The organism is Salinispora sp. CH2A1_6, assembly GCF_056820975.1.
The window spans coordinates 742662-759645 of sequence record NZ_JBXEDG010000003.1 but is presented as its reverse complement, the minus strand read 5'-3'; the positions used below and the strand labels follow the sequence as shown (position 1 = coordinate 759645).

18 protein-coding genes and 3 pseudogenes are annotated in these 16984 nt (G+C 70.5%); 7 read left to right on the top strand and 14 right to left on the bottom strand.

Going from position 1 to position 16984, the window contains the following annotated elements:
* Window positions 1–41 precede the first annotated feature (41 nt).
* Entirely contained in the window at window positions 42–308 is a 267-nt protein-coding gene (gene rpsT / locus AC1UKG_RS08435) for a 30S ribosomal protein S20 (RefSeq protein ID WP_012014671.1), read from the top strand.
* A 110-nt stretch (window positions 309–418) separates the two neighbouring features.
* Here rpsT and AC1UKG_RS08430 read toward each other — a convergent pair whose 3' ends face one another.
* Window positions 419–874 (bottom strand): hypothetical protein, encoded by a 456-nt coding sequence (locus tag AC1UKG_RS08430; protein WP_026271745.1) that lies wholly within the window; start codon window positions 872–874, stop codon window positions 419–421.
* On the bottom strand, window positions 871–1851 hold the full coding sequence (holA, locus tag AC1UKG_RS08425) for a DNA polymerase III subunit delta (RefSeq protein ID WP_018746037.1): 981 nt from the start codon (window positions 1849–1851) through the stop codon (window positions 871–873). The genes AC1UKG_RS08430 and holA overlap by 4 nt, the downstream gene beginning before the upstream one ends.
* A 129-nt stretch (window positions 1852–1980) precedes the next feature.
* Here holA and AC1UKG_RS08420 point away from each other — a divergent pair.
* A pseudogene (locus tag AC1UKG_RS08420) lies at window positions 1981–2097 on the top strand (IS982 family transposase); the annotation flags it as partial.
* 85 nt (window positions 2098–2182) lie between these two features.
* Here AC1UKG_RS08420 and AC1UKG_RS08415 read toward each other — a convergent pair.
* The 4 genes from AC1UKG_RS08415 to AC1UKG_RS08400 form a co-directional block, all read right to left on the bottom strand.
* Window positions 2183–4597, bottom strand: coding sequence for a ComEC/Rec2 family competence protein (locus AC1UKG_RS08415; protein ID WP_018815412.1), 2415 nt, complete (start codon window positions 4595–4597; stop codon window positions 2183–2185).
* Window positions 4594–5445 (bottom strand): helix-hairpin-helix domain-containing protein, encoded by an 852-nt coding sequence (locus tag AC1UKG_RS08410; protein ID WP_475891376.1) that lies wholly within the window; start codon window positions 5443–5445, stop codon window positions 4594–4596. Before AC1UKG_RS08410 ends, AC1UKG_RS08415 begins: the two co-directional genes overlap by 4 nt.
* A gap of 155 nt (window positions 5446–5600) precedes the next feature.
* The gene (locus tag AC1UKG_RS08405) at window positions 5601–6461 is read right to left on the bottom strand and encodes a DegV family protein (RefSeq protein WP_018746040.1); all 861 of its coding nucleotides are present in this window, start codon (window positions 6459–6461) and stop codon (window positions 5601–5603) included.
* Between the two features lie 164 nt (window positions 6462–6625).
* The gene (locus tag AC1UKG_RS08400; protein ID WP_482643194.1) at window positions 6626–7201 is read right to left on the bottom strand and encodes a hypothetical protein; all 576 of its coding nucleotides are present in this window, start codon (window positions 7199–7201) and stop codon (window positions 6626–6628) included.
* 478 nt (window positions 7202–7679) lie between these two features.
* Between AC1UKG_RS08400 and AC1UKG_RS08395 the strand changes: the two genes are divergently transcribed.
* Together AC1UKG_RS08395 and AC1UKG_RS08390 are read left to right on the top strand one after the other, a co-directional pair.
* Window positions 7680–8777, top strand: a complete 1098-nt coding sequence (locus tag AC1UKG_RS08395; protein WP_018742486.1) for an alpha/beta fold hydrolase — start codon at window positions 7680–7682, stop codon at window positions 8775–8777.
* A 2-nt stretch (window positions 8778–8779) separates the two neighbouring features.
* Window positions 8780–8983: a hypothetical protein gene (locus AC1UKG_RS08390; protein ID WP_482642575.1), complete on the top strand. Its 204-nt coding sequence runs from the start codon at window positions 8780–8782 to the stop codon at window positions 8981–8983.
* On the opposite strand, the gene AC1UKG_RS08385 is transcribed toward AC1UKG_RS08390, so the two are convergent.
* Window positions 8967–9263, bottom strand: coding sequence for a hypothetical protein (locus tag AC1UKG_RS08385; protein WP_482642576.1), 297 nt, complete (start codon window positions 9261–9263; stop codon window positions 8967–8969). The two genes, AC1UKG_RS08390 and AC1UKG_RS08385, sit on opposite strands and share 17 nt — an antisense overlap.
* A 394-nt stretch (window positions 9264–9657) precedes the next feature.
* Here AC1UKG_RS08385 and AC1UKG_RS08380 point away from each other — a divergent pair, with 394 nt between their 5' ends.
* Both AC1UKG_RS08380 and AC1UKG_RS08375 read left to right on the top strand, forming a co-directional pair.
* Window positions 9658–9972, top strand: a complete 315-nt coding sequence (locus AC1UKG_RS08380; RefSeq protein ID WP_018255992.1) for a hypothetical protein — start codon at window positions 9658–9660, stop codon at window positions 9970–9972.
* Window positions 9969–10370, top strand: a complete 402-nt coding sequence (locus AC1UKG_RS08375) for a hypothetical protein (RefSeq protein ID WP_018252742.1) — start codon at window positions 9969–9971, stop codon at window positions 10368–10370. Before AC1UKG_RS08380 ends, AC1UKG_RS08375 begins: the two co-directional genes overlap by 4 nt.
* Here the strand turns inward: AC1UKG_RS08375 and AC1UKG_RS08370 are convergent.
* The 4 genes and pseudogenes from AC1UKG_RS08370 to AC1UKG_RS08355 form a co-directional block, all read right to left on the bottom strand.
* Complete coding sequence (locus AC1UKG_RS08370) at window positions 10331–10885, bottom strand: hypothetical protein (protein ID WP_482642577.1); 555 nt, start codon at window positions 10883–10885, stop codon at window positions 10331–10333. The two genes, AC1UKG_RS08375 and AC1UKG_RS08370, sit on opposite strands and share 40 nt — an antisense overlap.
* Before the next feature lie 96 nt (window positions 10886–10981).
* The gene (locus tag AC1UKG_RS08365; RefSeq protein WP_482642578.1) at window positions 10982–11209 is read right to left on the bottom strand and encodes a hypothetical protein; all 228 of its coding nucleotides are present in this window, start codon (window positions 11207–11209) and stop codon (window positions 10982–10984) included.
* Between the two features lie 217 nt (window positions 11210–11426).
* Window positions 11427–11570, bottom strand: a pseudogene (locus AC1UKG_RS08360) (DUF6228 family protein); the annotation flags it as partial.
* 101 nt (window positions 11571–11671) lie between these two features.
* Window positions 11672–12865: pseudogene (locus tag AC1UKG_RS08355) on the bottom strand (NB-ARC domain-containing protein); the annotation flags it as partial.
* A gap of 159 nt (window positions 12866–13024) precedes the next feature.
* On the opposite strand from AC1UKG_RS08355, the gene AC1UKG_RS08350 reads away from it, so the two are divergent.
* Complete coding sequence (locus AC1UKG_RS08350) at window positions 13025–13591, top strand: hypothetical protein (RefSeq protein WP_026325116.1); 567 nt, start codon at window positions 13025–13027, stop codon at window positions 13589–13591.
* A 27-nt stretch (window positions 13592–13618) separates the two neighbouring features.
* Here the strand turns inward: AC1UKG_RS08350 and AC1UKG_RS08345 are convergent, their stop codons facing one another.
* The 3 genes from AC1UKG_RS08345 to AC1UKG_RS08335 all read right to left on the bottom strand — a co-directional run bounded on the left by AC1UKG_RS08345 (window position 13619) and on the right by AC1UKG_RS08335 (window position 16595).
* Entirely contained in the window at window positions 13619–14398 is a 780-nt protein-coding gene (locus AC1UKG_RS08345) for an endonuclease/exonuclease/phosphatase family protein (protein ID WP_482642579.1), read from the bottom strand.
* 163 nt (window positions 14399–14561) lie between these two features.
* A complete protein-coding gene (locus AC1UKG_RS08340; protein ID WP_018813263.1) occupies window positions 14562–15065 on the bottom strand; it encodes a peptide deformylase in 504 nt (167 codons plus the stop codon).
* Window positions 15066–15170: 105 nt separating this feature from the next.
* On the bottom strand, window positions 15171–16595 hold the full coding sequence (locus AC1UKG_RS08335) for a right-handed parallel beta-helix repeat-containing protein (protein WP_482642580.1): 1425 nt from the start codon (window positions 16593–16595) through the stop codon (window positions 15171–15173).
* Between the last annotated feature and the right edge of the window lie 389 nt (window positions 16596–16984).

The window sequence follows — 16984 nt, the reverse complement described above, 5'->3', positions numbered from 1 at the left end:
GCGGATGCAGACCAACCCGAGCTATCAGACGAGGCTGTCGCGTGGCGAACATCAAGTCCCAGATCAAGCGCAACCGGCAGAACGAGAAGCGCCGGCTGCGTAACAAGTCGGTCAAGTCGTCGCTGAAGACCGCGATCCGCAAGTTCCACGAGGCCGCCGAGACCGGCGACGTGGAGAAGGCGACGGTTCTCATGCGCGATGCCGCTCGCAAGCTGGACAAGGCGGCCAGCAAGGGCGTCATCCACGCCAACCAGGCCGCGAACCGCAAGTCGGCTATCGCCAAGCGCGTGGCGTCGTTCTCCGCCTGACCCCGGTCACACCGGGTTAGGACGAAACCCCGGCCCGATCCGGTCCGGGGTTTTGTGCTGCCCGCCACAAGCCTCTGATGCTGATCTCGGCAGCGGTCGCGCCGCCGAGATCAACGCTCGGCTGGGGACGCTCCGGGCGGGGGCAACTCCCGCGCTGCGGCCGAAGCCAGTTCCCCGGGACGCCCGGGAGTGGACGGTACGACGACGCCGGGCACGCTGTGCCAGATCCAGCCAACCCGCGCGGTGCCGACCACCGGCTCCATCTGGTGGCGAAAGCGGTCCCGCTCCTGGTCGGGCACAAGCGCCGCGGAGCGGACGACCCGCGCCGCCACCACGTCGTTGATTTTCACCATCACCGCAACCATCGCCGGCAGCACCAGCACGGACCACCAGCTGACCAGTTCGGCGAGCGCCAGTAGCGCCGCCAGCGCGACAGCCCCCTCGAAGAAGACGAAGCAGAGCACCCCTCCGGGGTTGACGAACCGCAACCCCAGGAGGCGCGCGTACAACGGCCGGTAGCGCTCCTCCTCCGCCACCAAGGTGGCCCAGGACCTCGGTCCGGTCACCGGCCGCCGCCCTGCCGCGCCGCTGCCACCGAGAAGACGGCCCGCTCCAGCGCGTACGCCCGGTCGTCCGAGCCCCCCTTCACGGCCGCGTTGCACTCGGCCGCGGCCCGCATGGCCTGCACCAGCCCCTCCGGCGTCCAACCGCGGCTCTGCCGCTGCGCCCGCTCAATCTTCCAGGCCGGCATGCCGAGGGTGCTGGCCAGTTGGTAGGGGCTCCCCCGCCCGGCGGAGGCGACCCGGGCCACGGTACGGACGCCGTCGGCGAGCGCATCAGCAATGGGCACCGGGTCGACACCGACGTGCAGCGCCCAACGCAGGGCCTCCAACGCAGCCGGCACGTCGCCCACCATCGTGGCATCGGCGACGGTGAAGCCAGACACCTCGACCCGCCCCCGGTAGTACCGGGCCACCGTCTCCGGGCTGACCTTCCCGTCGGTGTCCGCCAACAACTGCGAGCAGGCGGCGGCGAGTTCGCGCAGGTCATTACCGACCGCCGCGATGAGCGCCTCGGCGGCGGAGTCGGTACACCGACCACCGGCCCGCCGAAACTCGTCGCGGACGAACGCCACCCGCTCCCGGTGCCCCTTCAGTCGGGCAGCCGGAACCACGGTCGCGCCGGCCGCCTTCAGCCCGTCCGCGAACGCCTTGCCCTTCGCCGCACCGAGGTGGAGCACGACCAGCTGCACCTCGGGGTCGGGGTTCTTCGCGTAAGCGAGCAGGGCCGCCGCCAGATCCTTACGCGCGTCCTGGCCGGACCGCAGGATCAGCAACCGCCGTCCGCCGAAGAGCGACGGACTGAGCATCTCCGCGATCTCACCGACGGTGAGGGAGCCGGCTTGATATTCGCGGACGTCCACCTCCGGATCCACACTCCGACTCTGGGCGACCGCCTCGGTGACCGCTCGCGTAGCGAGAAGTTCCTCGTCACCGAGGACGAGCAGAATCGGGGCGAGGCTGGCGGCGGTCACGCCGCCCATATTCGCATGGTCAGCCGAGCACGCCAGCCCGGTCGTCCGCCCTCCGATGTCAGAGCCCGCACTCAGCGCAAATCACGACTTTTACGGCTGTTACACCTTGAAAACTGACATAACGAGTGCCTGGGTGGCGCGATGCTGCAGGTCGAGGCCGGCGAGGTCGCCGAACATGATGGGATTCTGCTGATCTCGGACAAGGGCTTCGCTTCCACGCCGTTCGAGCGGCAGCTGGCCGATCAGGGCATCGAGCGACCTGGCACAACAACAAGACCGGCGCCCCCGTCACCCAGTCACTGCTCGCCTACGACCGCTGAAGGACTTCGGAACTACTCGTCTAGCGTCTGATCGGGTCCTCGGCGCCGCGGGTGACGACGGCCAGCCCGGACGGTCGGGTCACCACGGCAAGGTCCCCATCGAGGTCGGTGCGAAGGATCCGGGCTCCGCCGCGGGCAAGACGACCCAACACCGAGGCATCCGGATGCCCATAGGTGTTCTCCCGGCCGACCGGGACCACCGCCACCAGCGGACGGACCGCGTCAAGGAAGGCAGGGTCCTGATACGCCGAACCGTGATGGGCGACCTTCAACACGTGCGCGCGGAGGCCGCCTTCCGGCACCCGGTCGAGCAGAGCCTGCTGCTCCTCGATCTCGGCATCTCCGGTCAACAGGATCCGCACCCCGTTGACGGTGGCCACCAGGACCAGCGAGTTGTTGTTCGGATCGGAACGGGTACCCCGCAGCGGAACCGAGGGACCGATCACCGTCAACTCCACCGCACCGGCTCGGTAGCCCCAACCGGCCGGCGCAGAAAACATCTCGACGGAGCCCGCCGCCGCCGCAAACTCGACCAGATCCCGACCGAACGCCGGCTCTGACCACGACGGAGCAAGCACCGCCGCGACCCGCCGCCCCCGGAAGACACCGGCGACCCCACCCACATGATCGTGATGGAAGTGGCTGATCACCAGCAGCGGCACCTCCCCGATACCGATCCGACGTAGGCAACGATCCACCAACCCCGGCTCCGCCCCGGCATCCACCACCACACCCCGCCCCGGACCAGCCGACAGGACCAGCGCATCACCCTGACCAACCGCACACGCCACAACCACCCAACCCGCCGGCGGCCAACCAGCAGCCACCAGGCGCACCGGCAACGCACCGAGCACGGCCGCAACCGCGGTCACCGCCACCAGCCGCCGCACCACCCGGCGACGGACCGCCACCAGCAACGCCAGAGTCAACCCCGCCAACAGCAACGCACCCCCGACCCCCGCCGGCCAGGGCAACGCCCCCGCCGGCGCCCGCGCCCCGTAGTGCGCCACAGTGACCAGCCACCACGCCGGCCAACTGGCCAGCCAGGCCAAAAGCTCCGCACCCGTCGACCACAGCGGCGACAGCCCCGCCGCCACGACACCAAGCACCGTGGCCGGCGCGATCGCCGGCGCCACCAACAGATTCGCCGGCACCGCGACCAGACTGACCGTGCCCGAAATCCCCGCGACGACCGGCGCGCAGGCCACCTGCGCAGCCGCCGGCACCGCCAGCGCCTCAGCAACCCCCACCGGCACCCGACGACGACGCAACGCATCCCGCCACCGCGGCGCCAACAGCAACAACCCGCCCGTAGCGAGCACAGAGAGCGCGAAACCGAAGTCCCCCGCCAGCTCAGGATCGACAAGCACCAGCACAGTGACCGCCACGGCCAAAGCCGGCAACGCCGCCCGCGGCCGGCCCACGGCGAGCGCGGCCAGCCCAATCGCGCCCATCGCCGCCGCCCGCACCACACTCGGCGACGGACGGACCAAGATCACAAAACCCACCAACGCCACCACACAGAGCCCCGCGGCGAACCAGGGACCAGCCCGACCCCAACGAGCAAGCAGCAACACCGCACCAACGACGATCGCTACGTTGGACCCAGATACCGCTGTCAGGTGGGTCATCCCGGTGTCGAGAAAGTCCTCCCGCACTGAATCGGGCAGCCGGCTCGTGTCGCCCACCACCAGACCGGGCAGCAGGCCACCCCGCTCGTCCGGTAGCGGCTCGCAGGCGTCCTGGAGGCCGGCGCGGAGCGTGCCGGCGGCACGCTGCAAGCCCGGCGGCGGCCCGTGTGGGACCGGGGCCCGGGTGGACCACAGGACCGCAGCGGTCAGATCGCCGCCCCGCGGAGCAGCGAGCCGACCTTCGGCGGTCAGCCGCTGCCCCGGCAGCAGCGCTCGCCAGGCCGGGTCGGTGGCGAGGACCAGCACCCGGACCTGTGCCTCGACCCGGTGCCCGTCAAGGCCACTGATGCGGATCGACTCCGCTGCCACCAAGAGCGTGGTGGGTCGCCCGGAACCGGACCGGACCAGCCGGGGGTCGTCCCGGACGACCAGGTCGACGGTTACGGTGGCCCGCTCCTCAACGAGGGCACGCACCGGGCTGGCGTCCCGCACGGCTACCCGGGCGGCGGTGACGCTCGCTCCGCACACCACCCCGAGCAGGACGGCGATGGCCGCCCAGCCGTGCCGGCGGACAGATGCAGGTGGCCGGCCAAGAAGTCCAGACAGGTAGACCCCACCCCCGATGGCCGCCACAGCGGCGATTACGGCGACGAGCAGCGACCCCCTGGCGGGCAGGTACAGGCCGGCCAACGCGGCCAGCCACGCGGCGACGGCCAAGCCAGCCAGCCGCAGGTCCGGCGGGTCGGATGCGCTCGGCGCCCCACGAACGGGCCCGGGGTGCCGCCCGTCGCGATACTTTCTCACACCGTCACCAGTTCCTTGAGCTGCTCGTACCGGGTGTCGCCGATGCCGCCGACCTGGCGCAGGTCGCTCACCGACCGGAAACCGCCATGCTCCGCACGGTGGTCGAGGATGCGCTGCGCGAGCACCGGGCCGACTCCGGGCAGCGTGTCGAGCTGCGCCAGGGTGGCGGTGTTGAGGTTGACCTTGCCGCCGCCGGGCACCACTCCTGCCTCCCCACCGGCGGGGGCCGCCCCCGGTGGCGCGGTGACACCGATCAGGATGAGTTCCCCATCGGCTACCTTCCGGGCCGGATTGAACAGGGCGACGTCAACGCCGGGCAGCGCCCCGCCGGCCGCCTGTACCGCGTCGGCGACCCGGGCACCGGCCGGCACCCGGACAAGTCCCGGCCGGCGGACCTTGCCAGCGACCGCCACCACCAGCTCACCGTCCGCCTCCGTCGGGTCAACGGAGGCGGACGGAGCGACCGGTGTCACCGCTGCGACCGACTCGACCGGCTCAACCTGAGGCCGGGACTGCCACGCCCAGAAGCCCGCCCCGAGCACCACCAGCACGGCGACGAGAGCCAATGCCCGCACCCCCCGCCGCCCCGGATCGAATGCGCCCGGCCCCGACAAGGCCCGACTCGATGGCTCTCCGTCCAGTTGGGCGGACGACACCGGCACCCCCTCCGACCTGTCCGGTGGGGTGTGTCGCGGACCGTCCGGCGCCTCCGGGCCCGCCATCACCGCCGGTCGCGTCACCACCATTGGGGCCGCCGCCATCGGCTCGCCGGCGCCGGACAGCTCGCCTGCCGGCAGCACCACCCGGTGCAGGCGGTCTCGGACCGCCCTCTCCTCGTCGTATGACACGGCGCGACGCTAGGCCGACGGGCGGAATGAGCGCCCTCCGCACAAGGCTCCGCTGTGGATGAGAGCGGGCTTGTGGACAGCCCCCTGACCATGGTCGCGATGTGCTACCGATCGCGGCTGCGACAGCCCAGCCGCCGGAGCGGGCGGTAGCTGGGTCAGCCGTCGGCAGGCGGACGGCGGTACACGACCACGCACGCGAGGCCGGGCCCCGCATGCGCGGCAACCACCGCACCGGCCTCAGAGACGTACGTACTCCGCAGGCGGTCACCGAGCCGTGCCGCCAACGCCACCTGGAGTGCCTCGGCGCGCTGCGGCGCGGCGAGGTGATGCAGAGCCAGGTCAACGTCGGCGTCCCCGGCGGCCTCGACCGCGAGGTCGACCAGCCGGGCGACGCCCCGGCTGGCGGTACGCACCCGGTCCCGGAGGACGATCAGGCCATCGGGCATATGCATGATCGGCTTTACCGAGAGAGCAGTGCCGAGCAACGCCGAGGCGGCGTTGATCCGGCCGCCCCGACGGAGGAACTCCAGCGTGTCGACGTAGAAGTAGATGGTGGTCCGCGCCACGGCCTGCTGGGCGGCAGCATGAGCCGCGGTCAGGTCAGCCCCGGCTGCCGCGGCCTCGGCAGCGACCACCGCGGGGAATCCGATGCCCATGCCGCAGGAGCGGCTGTCCAACACCGCCACTCGGTCACCGAACTCCGCGGCGGCCAGGCGCGCGGACTCGACCGTGCCGGAGAGCCCTGCGGACAGGTGCACCGAAACGATGCCATCGGCGCCGCCGTCGAGAAGCAGGCGGTACGTGCGGACGAACTGCGCGGGGGCCGGCCGGGAGGTACTGACTGACACTCGCCGCGCACTCAAGGCCCGGGTAGCGTCGGCGGGAAAGGTCTCCACCCCCTCACGCCCTTCCCTGCCGTTGAGCACGACGGTCAGGGGCACCACCGTTAGCTGGTGCGTGGCCAGCAGCCCAGGGGGAAGGTAGGCGGTGGAGTCGGTGACAACCGCGATGGGCATGCCGGAACGCTAACCGATCCTGACCGGCGCCGCAGAGGCAGAATCAGGTCAGAAACCGCCGGAGACGGCTGTTGGCCGGCACCCGAACCGGGTGCCGGCCAACAGTTTCTTTCCCCCTTGGTTGGGTCAGGTCTGTGGGCGGGGGGTGTGGTGCTGCGGTGGGGTCAGTTGGTCCAGTGCGCGGCGACGAGGTCGGCGGCCTGGGTCTCCCACTGGGCGTAGTGGAACGGGTAGGCCGACACCTGGACCTTCTGGGCGGCTTCGGTCAACGGCAGTTCCTGCCAGCCGTCGACCTGCTTGAGCCCGTTGAGGAAGGCGGTGGTGGAGTACTCGGGGTCGGTGATCTGCTCCACGCTGCCCCAACCGGAGGAGGGGCGCTGCTGGAACAGGCCCTGCGAGTCGTGGTCGTTACGCGCACCCAGGTGACCCAGGTTCTCCAGCTTCGACTCCTGCAAGCTGGTAGCGATCGCCACCACGGCGGCGCGTTCGTCCATGCCGGCCTTCTTGGTGGCCTCGATGATCGCCTTCACATTCGATACCTGCTCGTCGCCCAGGTCGATGCGGGACTGCTTGCCCTGGGTGCCGTGCGGGATCAGCGTGCTGGTGTCGGGCTTCTCCGCCTGCACGGCAGCGGCGGCGGGGGTGGTGTCGGTGAGGGTGGCCAGGGGGCCGGCGACGACACCGGTGGACAGGGCCAGACCAGCGATACCAAGCACACTACGACGCAGAATCGTGTTCATGAGGGTTGCTCCATTCGGGGGTCGACGCCCACGCCCGAAAGGGGGTTCAGGGTGGGTGCGAGCACCGTCCGGCGCTCAACAGAACAAGAAAGAGATCCTCAGGCGACCGCGGCCCTGCGGGGCTCTTACGGTGCCGGGTCCAGGTGTAACGACCGGGGGGCCGCCACCATTCCGGGGCTCACGCACGGGCGGCACCCGCCATCGGCGGGGCGCCTCCTCGGCCGTACGCGGGCTGTAACGCCCCGCCGCCCGCCGAGATTCCACCACCACGCCCCCGATCACACCCCACACAGGCATCAACCAGACACAGATGACGTCGAGAGCGGCCCGCGGCGAAGTGAGGAAGGCAGGGTCGTCGAACGGCAGATGCCAGCCGAGGAACTGGTGCTCGCCGGTCAGCCGTTGCAGGGTCCGAGTAGATGCAGTACGTGGCTGTCATTACCATCGCAAGGTGCATACTGAGCCGTACGCCGTCGCAGTGCCGGAGGCGGTTCTGGACGATCTCCGGGAGCGCATCCGACGCACCCGTTGGCCGGACCCGGCGCCCGGGGAACGTTGGGGCCAGGGCGCCGACCTGGATTACCTGCGTGGCCTGCTGGCCTACTGGGCGGACGGTTTCGATTGGCGGGCACGGGAGCGGCAGCTCAACCGATACGAGCACCGCGTGGCCGAGGTGGAGGGCGTACGCATCCACTTCGTCCACCACCGCGGTGCCGGCGGTGGGGTACCGCTGGTCCTCACCCACGGCTGGCCCAGCATGTTCGTGGAGCTACTCCCGTTGGTGGACCGCCTCGGCGGCGACCAGTTCGACTTGGTCGTGCCGTCCCTGCCGGGTTACGCCTTCTCGCAGCGCCCTCCGCGCACGGGCGTTGACCGGGCGTTCGTCGCCCGCTTGTGGCACCGGCTCATGCAGGGCCTGGGGTACAAGCGGTACGGCGCGCATGGTGGCGACTTCGGCGCCGGGGTCGCCACCCAGATGGCGCTGTCACAGCCCGATCGGATGATCGGCATCCATCTCAGCACGCCGGAGATCTGGCCGTACACCGGGCCGGACACGCCGCCGCTGTCGGTCGAGGAGCAGGCGTACGTCGACCACGTCGCGCGTTGGGACGAGACTGAGCGCGGCTACAGCGCCGTGCAGTCCACCCGGCCGCAAACCTTGGGGTACGGGCTGAACGACTCTCCCGCCGGGCTCGCGGCGTGGGTGCTGGACAAGTGGCGCTCGTGGTCGGACAGCGGCGGCGACCTTGACGCCCGGTTCGGCCGCGACGCCCTCCTGACGATGTTGACCATTTGGTGGGCTTCCGGGTCGATCACTTCATCGATGCGGGACTACTACGACAACCGCTGGCACGGCACGCCGATCGGGCCGGCGGACGTCGTCCGGGTACCGACCGCGATGGCGGTTTTCGCCAACGAGTTCGTGCCCGAAGGTGAACCGCCACGCTCTTGGTACGAGCGGCTCTATCAGATCCGGCGCTGGACGGTCTTCCCGCGCGGCGGCCATTTCGCTGCGGCCGAAGAGCCGGACTTGCTGGCCGGCGACATCACCGACTTCTTCGCCGACCTGCGATAGGCATGGCAGGAGCAGCGCGAGCAGTCACCTTCGGCCTGCACGACTGGACCAGCGCCCTGGAGCTGATGCAGGCAGCGGGCGCAACCGAGCTGATCCGCCAGGTACGTGGCGCTGAGCGGAGTGACCCGGACGGGATTCGATGGCCTCGTAATAAGCGCAGCGACGACGCCACGGCCGTGTTCGGGCTACTCACGCAGCGCGTTTGACTGCGGTGTCTATCGCGCGGTGAAGGTCGGCCACGCGGATGGTGACGGTTTCCTCTTTGCCGCTGTCGGCGGTGCTGAGTCCGGCCTCGACGTACTCGCGGATGAGTTCACTGGGGGTCACGTCGTGTCGCTGCGCTTCGGCGAACAGCCGCTCGGTGAGGTGGTGGCTCATGCGGGTGGAGTGCACGATGCTGACGCCGCGAGGTCGGGCGGTATCGATCTGGGCGGTGGACCAGTCGCGGCTTTCCAGTGCGGCGTTGGCCTCATCGAACGTGCTCACGGCTGGTCCCCTTTCATACGGGTGATCGCGTTGATCTCGTTGCTGTCGAGCTGGCGGGCGCCGGTAACGATGTAGTGGTCGTCGCCACCGCGTTCGATCAGCGCGACGCCGATCCAGGCGCCGGCCCGGTCCTGACCGGCGATTGCAGTGCCGCGCCGAGGTGTACGAAATCTCCGCGCTCAACGACCTCACCACCTGCCTCGACGACCTGATCCGCCGGCTAGCTGCACGCGGCCCGCCCACCTGCGGCAGGCACGGCTGCTGGCACCGACCGGGAAACATTCGTACACATGTGCTATCCACATGCTGTGGATAGGGAGCCGAGGTACGGGCCGTCAACACCCGTTGGCGTGCTTGCCGCCATCGCGGGTGCTACCGAAGTAGGGTTTTCGGTATGACTGAGTTCCGTAAGTTGTCGATCAGCGTGCCTCCGGATGTGGCCGAGACCCTGGAGAGCCAGGGCAAGGGGCGGGCGAGCGCCTATGTGACGGGGGCGGTGCGTGCGCAGCGGGCGTGGGAGCAGTTCCGCGCCGAGCAGGCTCGGCGGGGCGTCGCTATCACTGAGGAAGGGATGGCGGCAGCTCGCGCGCGCCGGTACGGGGTGCAGGCCGAGTGGACGCCCGAGCGGTACGCCGCGCTGCAGCAGCAGGTGCGTGAGCACATGGAGCGCGGGTTGTCCGACGGCGACCAGCAGGCACCGGCCGCGTGAGCGCCGAGGACCAGGGGGCTCCGATCACCCTGGTGTTGGACCGGTCAGCGGTGCTGGCGTACGTGGCCGGGTCGATCCACGCTGTCGAGCCGGTAGCGGAGGTGGTCACCGACCGGCAGCGGGTAGGCGTCACCAGCGTCACCGTCGCCGAGGCCCTGGCGCTGCTGGCCGATCCGAAAGGCCGCGAAGACCTGCACGCGCTGCTGGGTATGGATGCCTGCGTGGTACTGCCGACCTGGGGTGAAGACTGGCTGGAGCTGGCCTACTGGCGCCAGGTCACCAGCCGCGCCGACCTGGCCACGACGGTACGGGCAGCGCTGGAACATCAAGCGTCGATCCTGACCAGCGAGGGGCACCGCTACGGCGACGGCCTACCCGTGATCCACATGCCCGGATAGGTCCTGCGGATGGACAGCGGGGTACAGCGCATCACCCATCCTGCCGCGTTAGGGCAGCGTCGATCAGTTGGATAGATCGGGGCTGGGCGGACAGTGGGCTGCTGTTCCTCACTGGCTGAGGCGACCTCGGTGACCGCCGAGATCGTTGACTGCGGAAACGCGGACGCGGCCACCGCTGCCGGCTCGGTGCCGTGTCGGCTCTGCATCCGCACTGTGCCGAGATCAACGGTGTCGTCGAGCTGGTCTTGCACCACCCGGCACGCGTAGGCGGCTGGCCGCTGGGCCCGGTCCACGAACCTGGACACGCCGCGTAGAAGCTGCTGCACGTCGTGGCCAGTGTGCTGCGCCTGGTCCAGGGTGTATGCCAGGGCACCCCACGCCTCGCACCCGATCACCGTGTCGGCTCGCTGCCCAGGCCATGCCTTGTGCACCTCAGCGGCCATCCGCTCGTGCCTGTCGCTCACCGCCTCGGCGGACATCGGCAGCCGCTGAGACTGTTCCGTGTCCTCGGACACCGCACGGTCGACGGCATCAGACAGCGCCTCAATGCCGTCCGGTTCCGCTGCGGGCTTGTGTGTCTCGGGCCCCACCCGGCCCGCCCGTTTGGCGAGTTAGTCGACGACCATCTGCCGCGCCTGCCGCGCCCGGGGGTCGACGTGGTGCCACGTGGATGCGGCACGCCACACCCGGGCGATGTCCTCCGTCCCCGCAGTGCGCCACCACCCCGTCCGCATCGCTGGCCGCCACACCGCCGCGTCGGCCTGCTGCGCGGCACGGGTTTGGGCGCGTATCCGGCGGGCCTGCTCGTCGCTGGCACGCGCCGCGCGCTGCAGCTGCATGATGCGGGCCTCGATGATTCGCCGGCGGCCTGGATCATGGCGGTGACCGCCGCGGTAGCCCGCTGGTGGATCTCGGCCATCTCGTTGTCGGGCACTACCTCGTCCTCCTCATCGCTGCGCTTCCCCGCCCCCGCTCAGATCTCGGGGTCGGACCAGGCCGGGCACGGTGTGGGGCTGCTTGTCGGGGTGATGGCGGCAGCGCTGCCGGGCCCTGGGGATGGTTGGACTGCCAGGTCCGCTCGTCGGCCCAGCCGCGGTAGTCGGCGGCGAGCTGACTGATGAAGTCAGGAAGCCAGGCTTCGTCCCAGACCCGCATCTCAGCGCCCATTTCGGCGTGTAGGCCCTGTGCGCGGGCTTCCACCGCGAACTAGATGCCGTATTCGTCGGGAAAACTCAAGGAGACCGTCGCCCGTCATGACCTCGGTACCGGAACGTTCGTGCTCCTCGCCGGCAAGTCGGATGCTAGCCGGACAGACCGATCATGGCCGGCCGTTCGGTGTGCGCGTGCTCCGTCTCCACCAGGTGGCCAGCGTAGGCCCGCAGTAGCGCGTGCATGCCGTAGCGGCACCCCGGGCCGCGCTGCACGAGGTGGGCGCGGGCCAGCAGGTCCAGCAGTCGCCACGCCTCCGTGACGGTGGTGCCGAGGATTCCGGCCGCGGCCTGCGGCTCCACATCCGGGTCGCAGTGCCGGCCCAGCAGCCGGAACGCGCGGGCGGCATCCGCCGGCAGCCGCCGGTAAGACCAGGAGAGCACCGCCCGCACCCCGGTTCGCCGGTCACCACCGGCGTCGAGCAGGTCCAGTCGATGGCGCTGGTCAGCCAGTTCCTGGACCAGTTCGGTCAACGGTGCGCCCGGTCGGCTGTCGATCATCTCGGCCGCCAGTCGCAGCGCCAACGGCAGTCGGGCGCACTGCGTGGCGAGCGCCGCCGTCGCGCCCGGCTCGTCGGTGAGCCGGGGGTCGGTCAACCGACGGATCAGCACCACGGCGTCGTCCTGCGGCAGCACGTCCAACTCGATGCGCCGGGCACCGTGCCGTGCCACCAGGGCCGCGAGTGAGTCTCGGCTGGTCACCAGGACGAAGCAGGACGGCGAGCCCGGTAGCAGCGGACGGATCTGCTCGGCGGAGACGGCATTGTCGAGCACCACAAGCATCCGCCGGCCATCCAGGTGGCTGCGGTACGCCGTGGCCCGCTCCTCCGTACCGGGTGGAAGGTCGGCACCGGTGACACCGAGCCCGCGGAGGAACCCGGCGAGGGCCTGCCGGGCCGCCACCGGCGGGTCCGCGTCGTGCCCCCGCAGATCCACATAGAGCTGGCCGTCGGGGAACCAACGGCGTACCCGGTGGGCCCAGCGAACGGCCAGGGCGGTCTTGCCCACCCCGGCCGTACCGGAGACGGTGACGAGCGCGGCCGGAGCCGCACCGGCGGAGGTCGGCTCCGGCCGTGCGGGCCGTTCGGCGAGGAGTCGGTCCAGGTGGTGTAGTTCGGCGCCGCGCCCGGTGAAGTCGGGAATGTCGGCGGGTAGCTGGGCTGGCACGACGAAGACGTCGCCAGTGGCTTCCGTGGGTGCTGCCGGGACGGTTGCGGGACCGGGCTCGGCTGGTGCCGCCGGTGGCGCCTCGTCGTGCAGCAGCGCGGTGGCCAGCTGTGGTCCCGGCCGCGTTCATGCACCGTGCGTCGGGGAGCGGATGCCGCTGCTACCACCCCGGTCATCGACAGCGGCCAGCCCGCGCGCGGTGGCCCACCCTCGACAGGTGTACGTCTGTTCACTAAGGTAAACGAATATGCATCGACTCGTGTGAACTTGGAGATGCCCATGACAGCTCCCACGCCCCTGCCGCGACGTGCCACCGTGCGGCTCAACGACCTGCTCATCGCCCCCGGCGCCACCCGAGTGGAGGTGTGGCTCAGCTATCTCACCGCGGTCGTCGGCGCCGGCGTCGCCGCCGCCATCGGCGCCGCGGCGGGCTACCCGCCCCCGATCGTGGTGGTGCTGGCGGTCCTCGGATTCGACCTCTTCGGTGGGGCCGTGGTCAATGCCACCGCGTCGGTGTCGCGCCGGTTCCACACCGGCGGGACAGCCGCTCGCCGGCAGGTGCTCTTCGTGGCGGCCCACGTCCACCTGCCCGTCCTGGCGCTGATCCTGCCCACGTACCCGTGGTCGACCGCGATCGCGCTCTACCTTGGCACCCTCGCCGCCGCCGTGTTGGTCGCCGCCGCCGCTCCGACAGCCAAACGCCCGTTGGCGTTCGCCGCCGCGGCCGGGCTACTGGTCGCGGCGGTCACGCTCCTACCCGCCCCACCAGCACTCGCCTGGCTGGCGCCGCTGCTGATCCTGAAGCTGCTTCTCGGGCACCTGCTGCCCGGTCCCCGGTCGACGTGAACCCAACCCCCGAGGCAGCGCCGCCGGTCAGCCGAGGTCAACCACGAGGGGCCGGTGATCGGAGATCACCGACAGTGGGGTCCGCACGGCCGTCACCGGTGGGAGTCGATGGTCGTCCTGCCGGTCGGCGAGGACGTGGTCGAGTTGGATGCGGGGTTGCCCAGCCGGATAGGTGGGTTGACGGCCAAGGGGACGCCATCCGGTCAGGAGTCGGGCCGCCCCCGCGGGCAGGTTGAGGTCGCCGAGCAGGATCCGTGGTGCGGGCAGGGCCCGCAACGCACGGACGGTCTGGCGTAGCTGGCGTGCGTTCCAACCGGGGACGAACGACAGGTGGGTGACGGCGACCGTCAAGGGACCGTGCGGGGTGCGTAGGACCGCCGCGAGTACGACGCGGGGTTCGTCCCGGAGCAGCACGAGGCCACCGCGGGATCCGGGGACGTAGATCGGTGCGCGGACCGGGGCCGGTTTCAGCCGGATGACCTGCCAGGAGAGGACCGGGTGACGGCTGACCAAGCCAACGCCGTAGCGGGGTTCGTCCTGGCCGTCGTCGTCGTGGGTCAGGGGGCGGACCTTTCCGCCGGGCTCACCGACGACGGCGGCGGCGAAGCGGTGTTCGTCGGCGGCGAGGGCCTGGGCGGCGAGGGCGGTCTGATCCAGGTTGCCGCTGCGGCCCTGACCCCGGTCGACCTCTTGGAGGGCGAGAACATCGGCGTCAAGAGCGGCGACGGCAGCGGTGAGCCGGTGCGACTCGACCAGCCCGTCGGTGAGCGACCGCCCGTGCAGCAGGTTGAAGGTGGCCAGGCGCACCAGGTCAGCGTAGGGCGTGGCATGGTGAGCCGGTGGTGAAGGTGTTCATGTGCTCTGTGCTGGTGTTCGTGGCGATCGGGTCACTCGGCCTGTTGCTGCGGCAGCGTCGAGGGCGATGAGGTGAGCGCGGCCAACCGGTAGGTGCCCCGGCGAGGGCCGGCAGTCACCGGCTACGCGGCGCGTAACTGCCGGCGCGGATCTCCCGCAGGGCCCGGCGGCGGGTCTCCCCGCGCAACGTGTCCACGTAGAGGCGACCGGCGAGGTGGTCGGTCTCGTGTTGCAGAGCGCGGGCGAGGAAGCCGGTGCCGGTGATGGTCAACGGTTGCCCGTACTGGTCCACACCGCGTGCGGTGGCGCGCAGGGCTCGCGGGGTCGGAAAATACAGGCCGGGAATCGACAGGCAGCCCTCATCGTCGTCCTGGCGGTCCTCGCCGAGTTCCAGCGTGGGGTTGATCAGGTGGCCGCGGTGGCCGTCGGCGTCGTAGACGAACACCTGGGCGGAGACGCCGATCTGCGGAGCGGCCACCCCGGCGCGGCCAGGGGCGCCGAGCAGCGTGTCCATCAGGTCGGCGACCAGCGCGCGCAGCTCGGCGTCGAAGCTGGTGACCGGTGCGGCGGGAGTGCGAAGCACCGGGTCGCCGATGATCCGGATCGGGCGCATCGTCATGGCCCAGAGACTATCGCCCCACGCCGGGCGGGGAGGGCGGCCCGGCACCGGCGCGGGCAGCGAGGCGCCCCGGCGGTAGCCGCCGGGGCGCCTCGAGTCGGCCGGTCAGCCGAAGCAGGTGGGTACGGGGTTGGGGCTGCCGGTGCAGTTGGTGGGTCGGTTGTTGATGATGATGACCTTTCCGAAGACGTTGATCACGCCGCCGTTGTAGACGCCGCCGGGTTCGTTCTGGGCGAGGTTGTCGGTGACGCGGACGTCGGTGAGGGTAAGGATGGTGGTCGGGTCGGACGGGTCGAAGAAGATACCGCCGGCGGCTTCCCCGGCCTGGTTGCCGGAGACGGTGGTGCGGCGCAGGGCCACCACGGCATCGCCGACGATGGCGATGCCGCCGCCGTCGCCGGTGGTGGCGGTGTTGTAAACGATCTTGCTGTCCTCAATGGTGGCGCCGATGTCCTCCACGAGGTAGAGCCCCCCGCCGGTGGTGGCGGTGTTCTCGGCGACCTTGACGTGCTGGAGCAGGAGGGATTCGTTGCCGTTGTCGTAGATGCCGCCGCCGAGGCCGCTGGCGGTGTTACGGGCGATGGTGCTGTGGACGATCTCGGAGAGGTTGCCGTCGTTGTCCACGCCCCCACCGTCGGTGGCGGTGTTGTCGCTGATCAGCGTGTGGCTGATGGTGGCGGAGCCCTGGTCGTTGGAGAACCCGCCGCCGGTGGTGCCGGAGGTGTTGTGGGTCAGCTTCGACTTGCTGATCGTGAAGGTGCCGTTGTCGCTGGAGACGCCGCCGCCCTCGTCGGTGGCGGTGTTGCGGGTGATGGTGCTCTTGGTGATCGTGACCTTGCTCCGGTCACCGGAGATGCCGCCGCCATCGCCGTTGTTGCCGAGGGTCATGTTGTCCCGGACGGTTACCCGTTCGAGGGTTAGCCGGGTGCCTTCGCCGGCGAAGATGCCGCCGCCGTCGTCGTTGCCGCCCACGAGCCTTCCGCCGGCGACGGTGAGGTCTTTGAGGGTGAGGTCGCCGCCGGTGACGACCTCGAAGATGCGGAAGTTGTCGGCGGCGGCGGCCCGGATGATGGTGGCGCCCTGGCCGTGGATCGTGATGGGCTGGAAGACCTGGGGTAGTCCGTTGTCGTCCTGGTTGACGGTGAGGGTGTAGGTGCACTTCTCGGCCAGGCGGAGCGTGCCGCCGCCGGCCTGGTTCGCCGCGGTGATCGCGGCGATCAGCGCGTTGGGGTCGCAGGGCACCGGGGTGCCCTTGTCCTTCCCGTCGTCATGCGCATCCCGCTGCCAACCCGAGTGGCCGGCCTTTCCCCAGTGGCCACCCCACTCGCCGTCAACCTTCGACCATTCCCGGTGTGGTTGGCCGTCAGCGACGGCGCGCTCCGGCGAGGGCTGGGATGCGGTGGCGGGTCCGGCGCCGGCCAGACCCGCGACTCCGGTGAGGGCCACGGCGCTGACCGCCGCGACAGCCTGCGGGACGCGGCGCCGACCGCGCCCCCCGGACGGGCGGGGGGGTCTCCTGCTCTGCAACATCGTTCATCGCTTTCTGTGCGGACGGTCCGGGTGCGGTGGCAGCGGTGCTGACGCCACAGCAGGAGTTAAGAACACGAAGACTCACAAACAACCCAGAGAGCGAAAAAAGGAACCAGACGTGTGAACACCCCCCATATTTTCGATGTTTCTGGTGGTCTTGTCACCGGTGCCAGCTGATCGCCGCCGCTCTCCCAACGCCGACGTGGAGGCTCGGCGCCGGTGACGGGGGGTGCCCATCGACGGCGGCCCCGCCCCTCCTGCGACCACGCGGCAGACTCGCGCACCGCGATCGACAACTCCACGAAGGGGCGTCCTCCAGGGCCGGTGGAAGGTGACGCGTGCTGCCCTGATCTGCAAGCACGTCGGTCTGCCCGCGGGCAATATCCGGC

Coding starts and splice junctions, on each gene's coding strand:
- AC1UKG_RS08350 (WP_026325116.1), top strand. CDS start 13,025: ATGACAGCTCCCACGCCCCTGCCGCGACGTGCCACCGTGCGGCTCAAC.
- AC1UKG_RS08340 (WP_018813263.1), bottom strand. CDS start 15,065: ATGACGATGCGCCCGATCCGGATCATCGGCGACCCGGTGCTTCGCACT.
- AC1UKG_RS08405 (WP_018746040.1), bottom strand. CDS start 6,461: ATGCCCATCGCGGTTGTCACCGACTCCACCGCCTACCTTCCCCCTGGG.
- AC1UKG_RS08400 (WP_482643194.1), bottom strand. CDS start 7,201: ATGAACACGATTCTGCGTCGTAGTGTGCTTGGTATCGCTGGTCTGGCC.
- holA (WP_018746037.1), bottom strand. CDS start 1,851: ATGGGCGGCGTGACCGCCGCCAGCCTCGCCCCGATTCTGCTCGTCCTC.
- AC1UKG_RS08380 (WP_018255992.1), top strand. CDS start 9,658: ATGACTGAGTTCCGTAAGTTGTCGATCAGCGTGCCTCCGGATGTGGCC.
- AC1UKG_RS08335 (WP_482642580.1), bottom strand. CDS start 16,595: ATGTTGCAGAGCAGGAGACCCCCCCGCCCGTCCGGGGGGCGCGGTCGG.
- AC1UKG_RS08365 (WP_482642578.1), bottom strand. CDS start 11,209: ATGCAGCTGCAGCGCGCGGCGCGTGCCAGCGACGAGCAGGCCCGCCGG.
- AC1UKG_RS08390 (WP_482642575.1), top strand. CDS start 8,780: ATGGCAGGAGCAGCGCGAGCAGTCACCTTCGGCCTGCACGACTGGACC.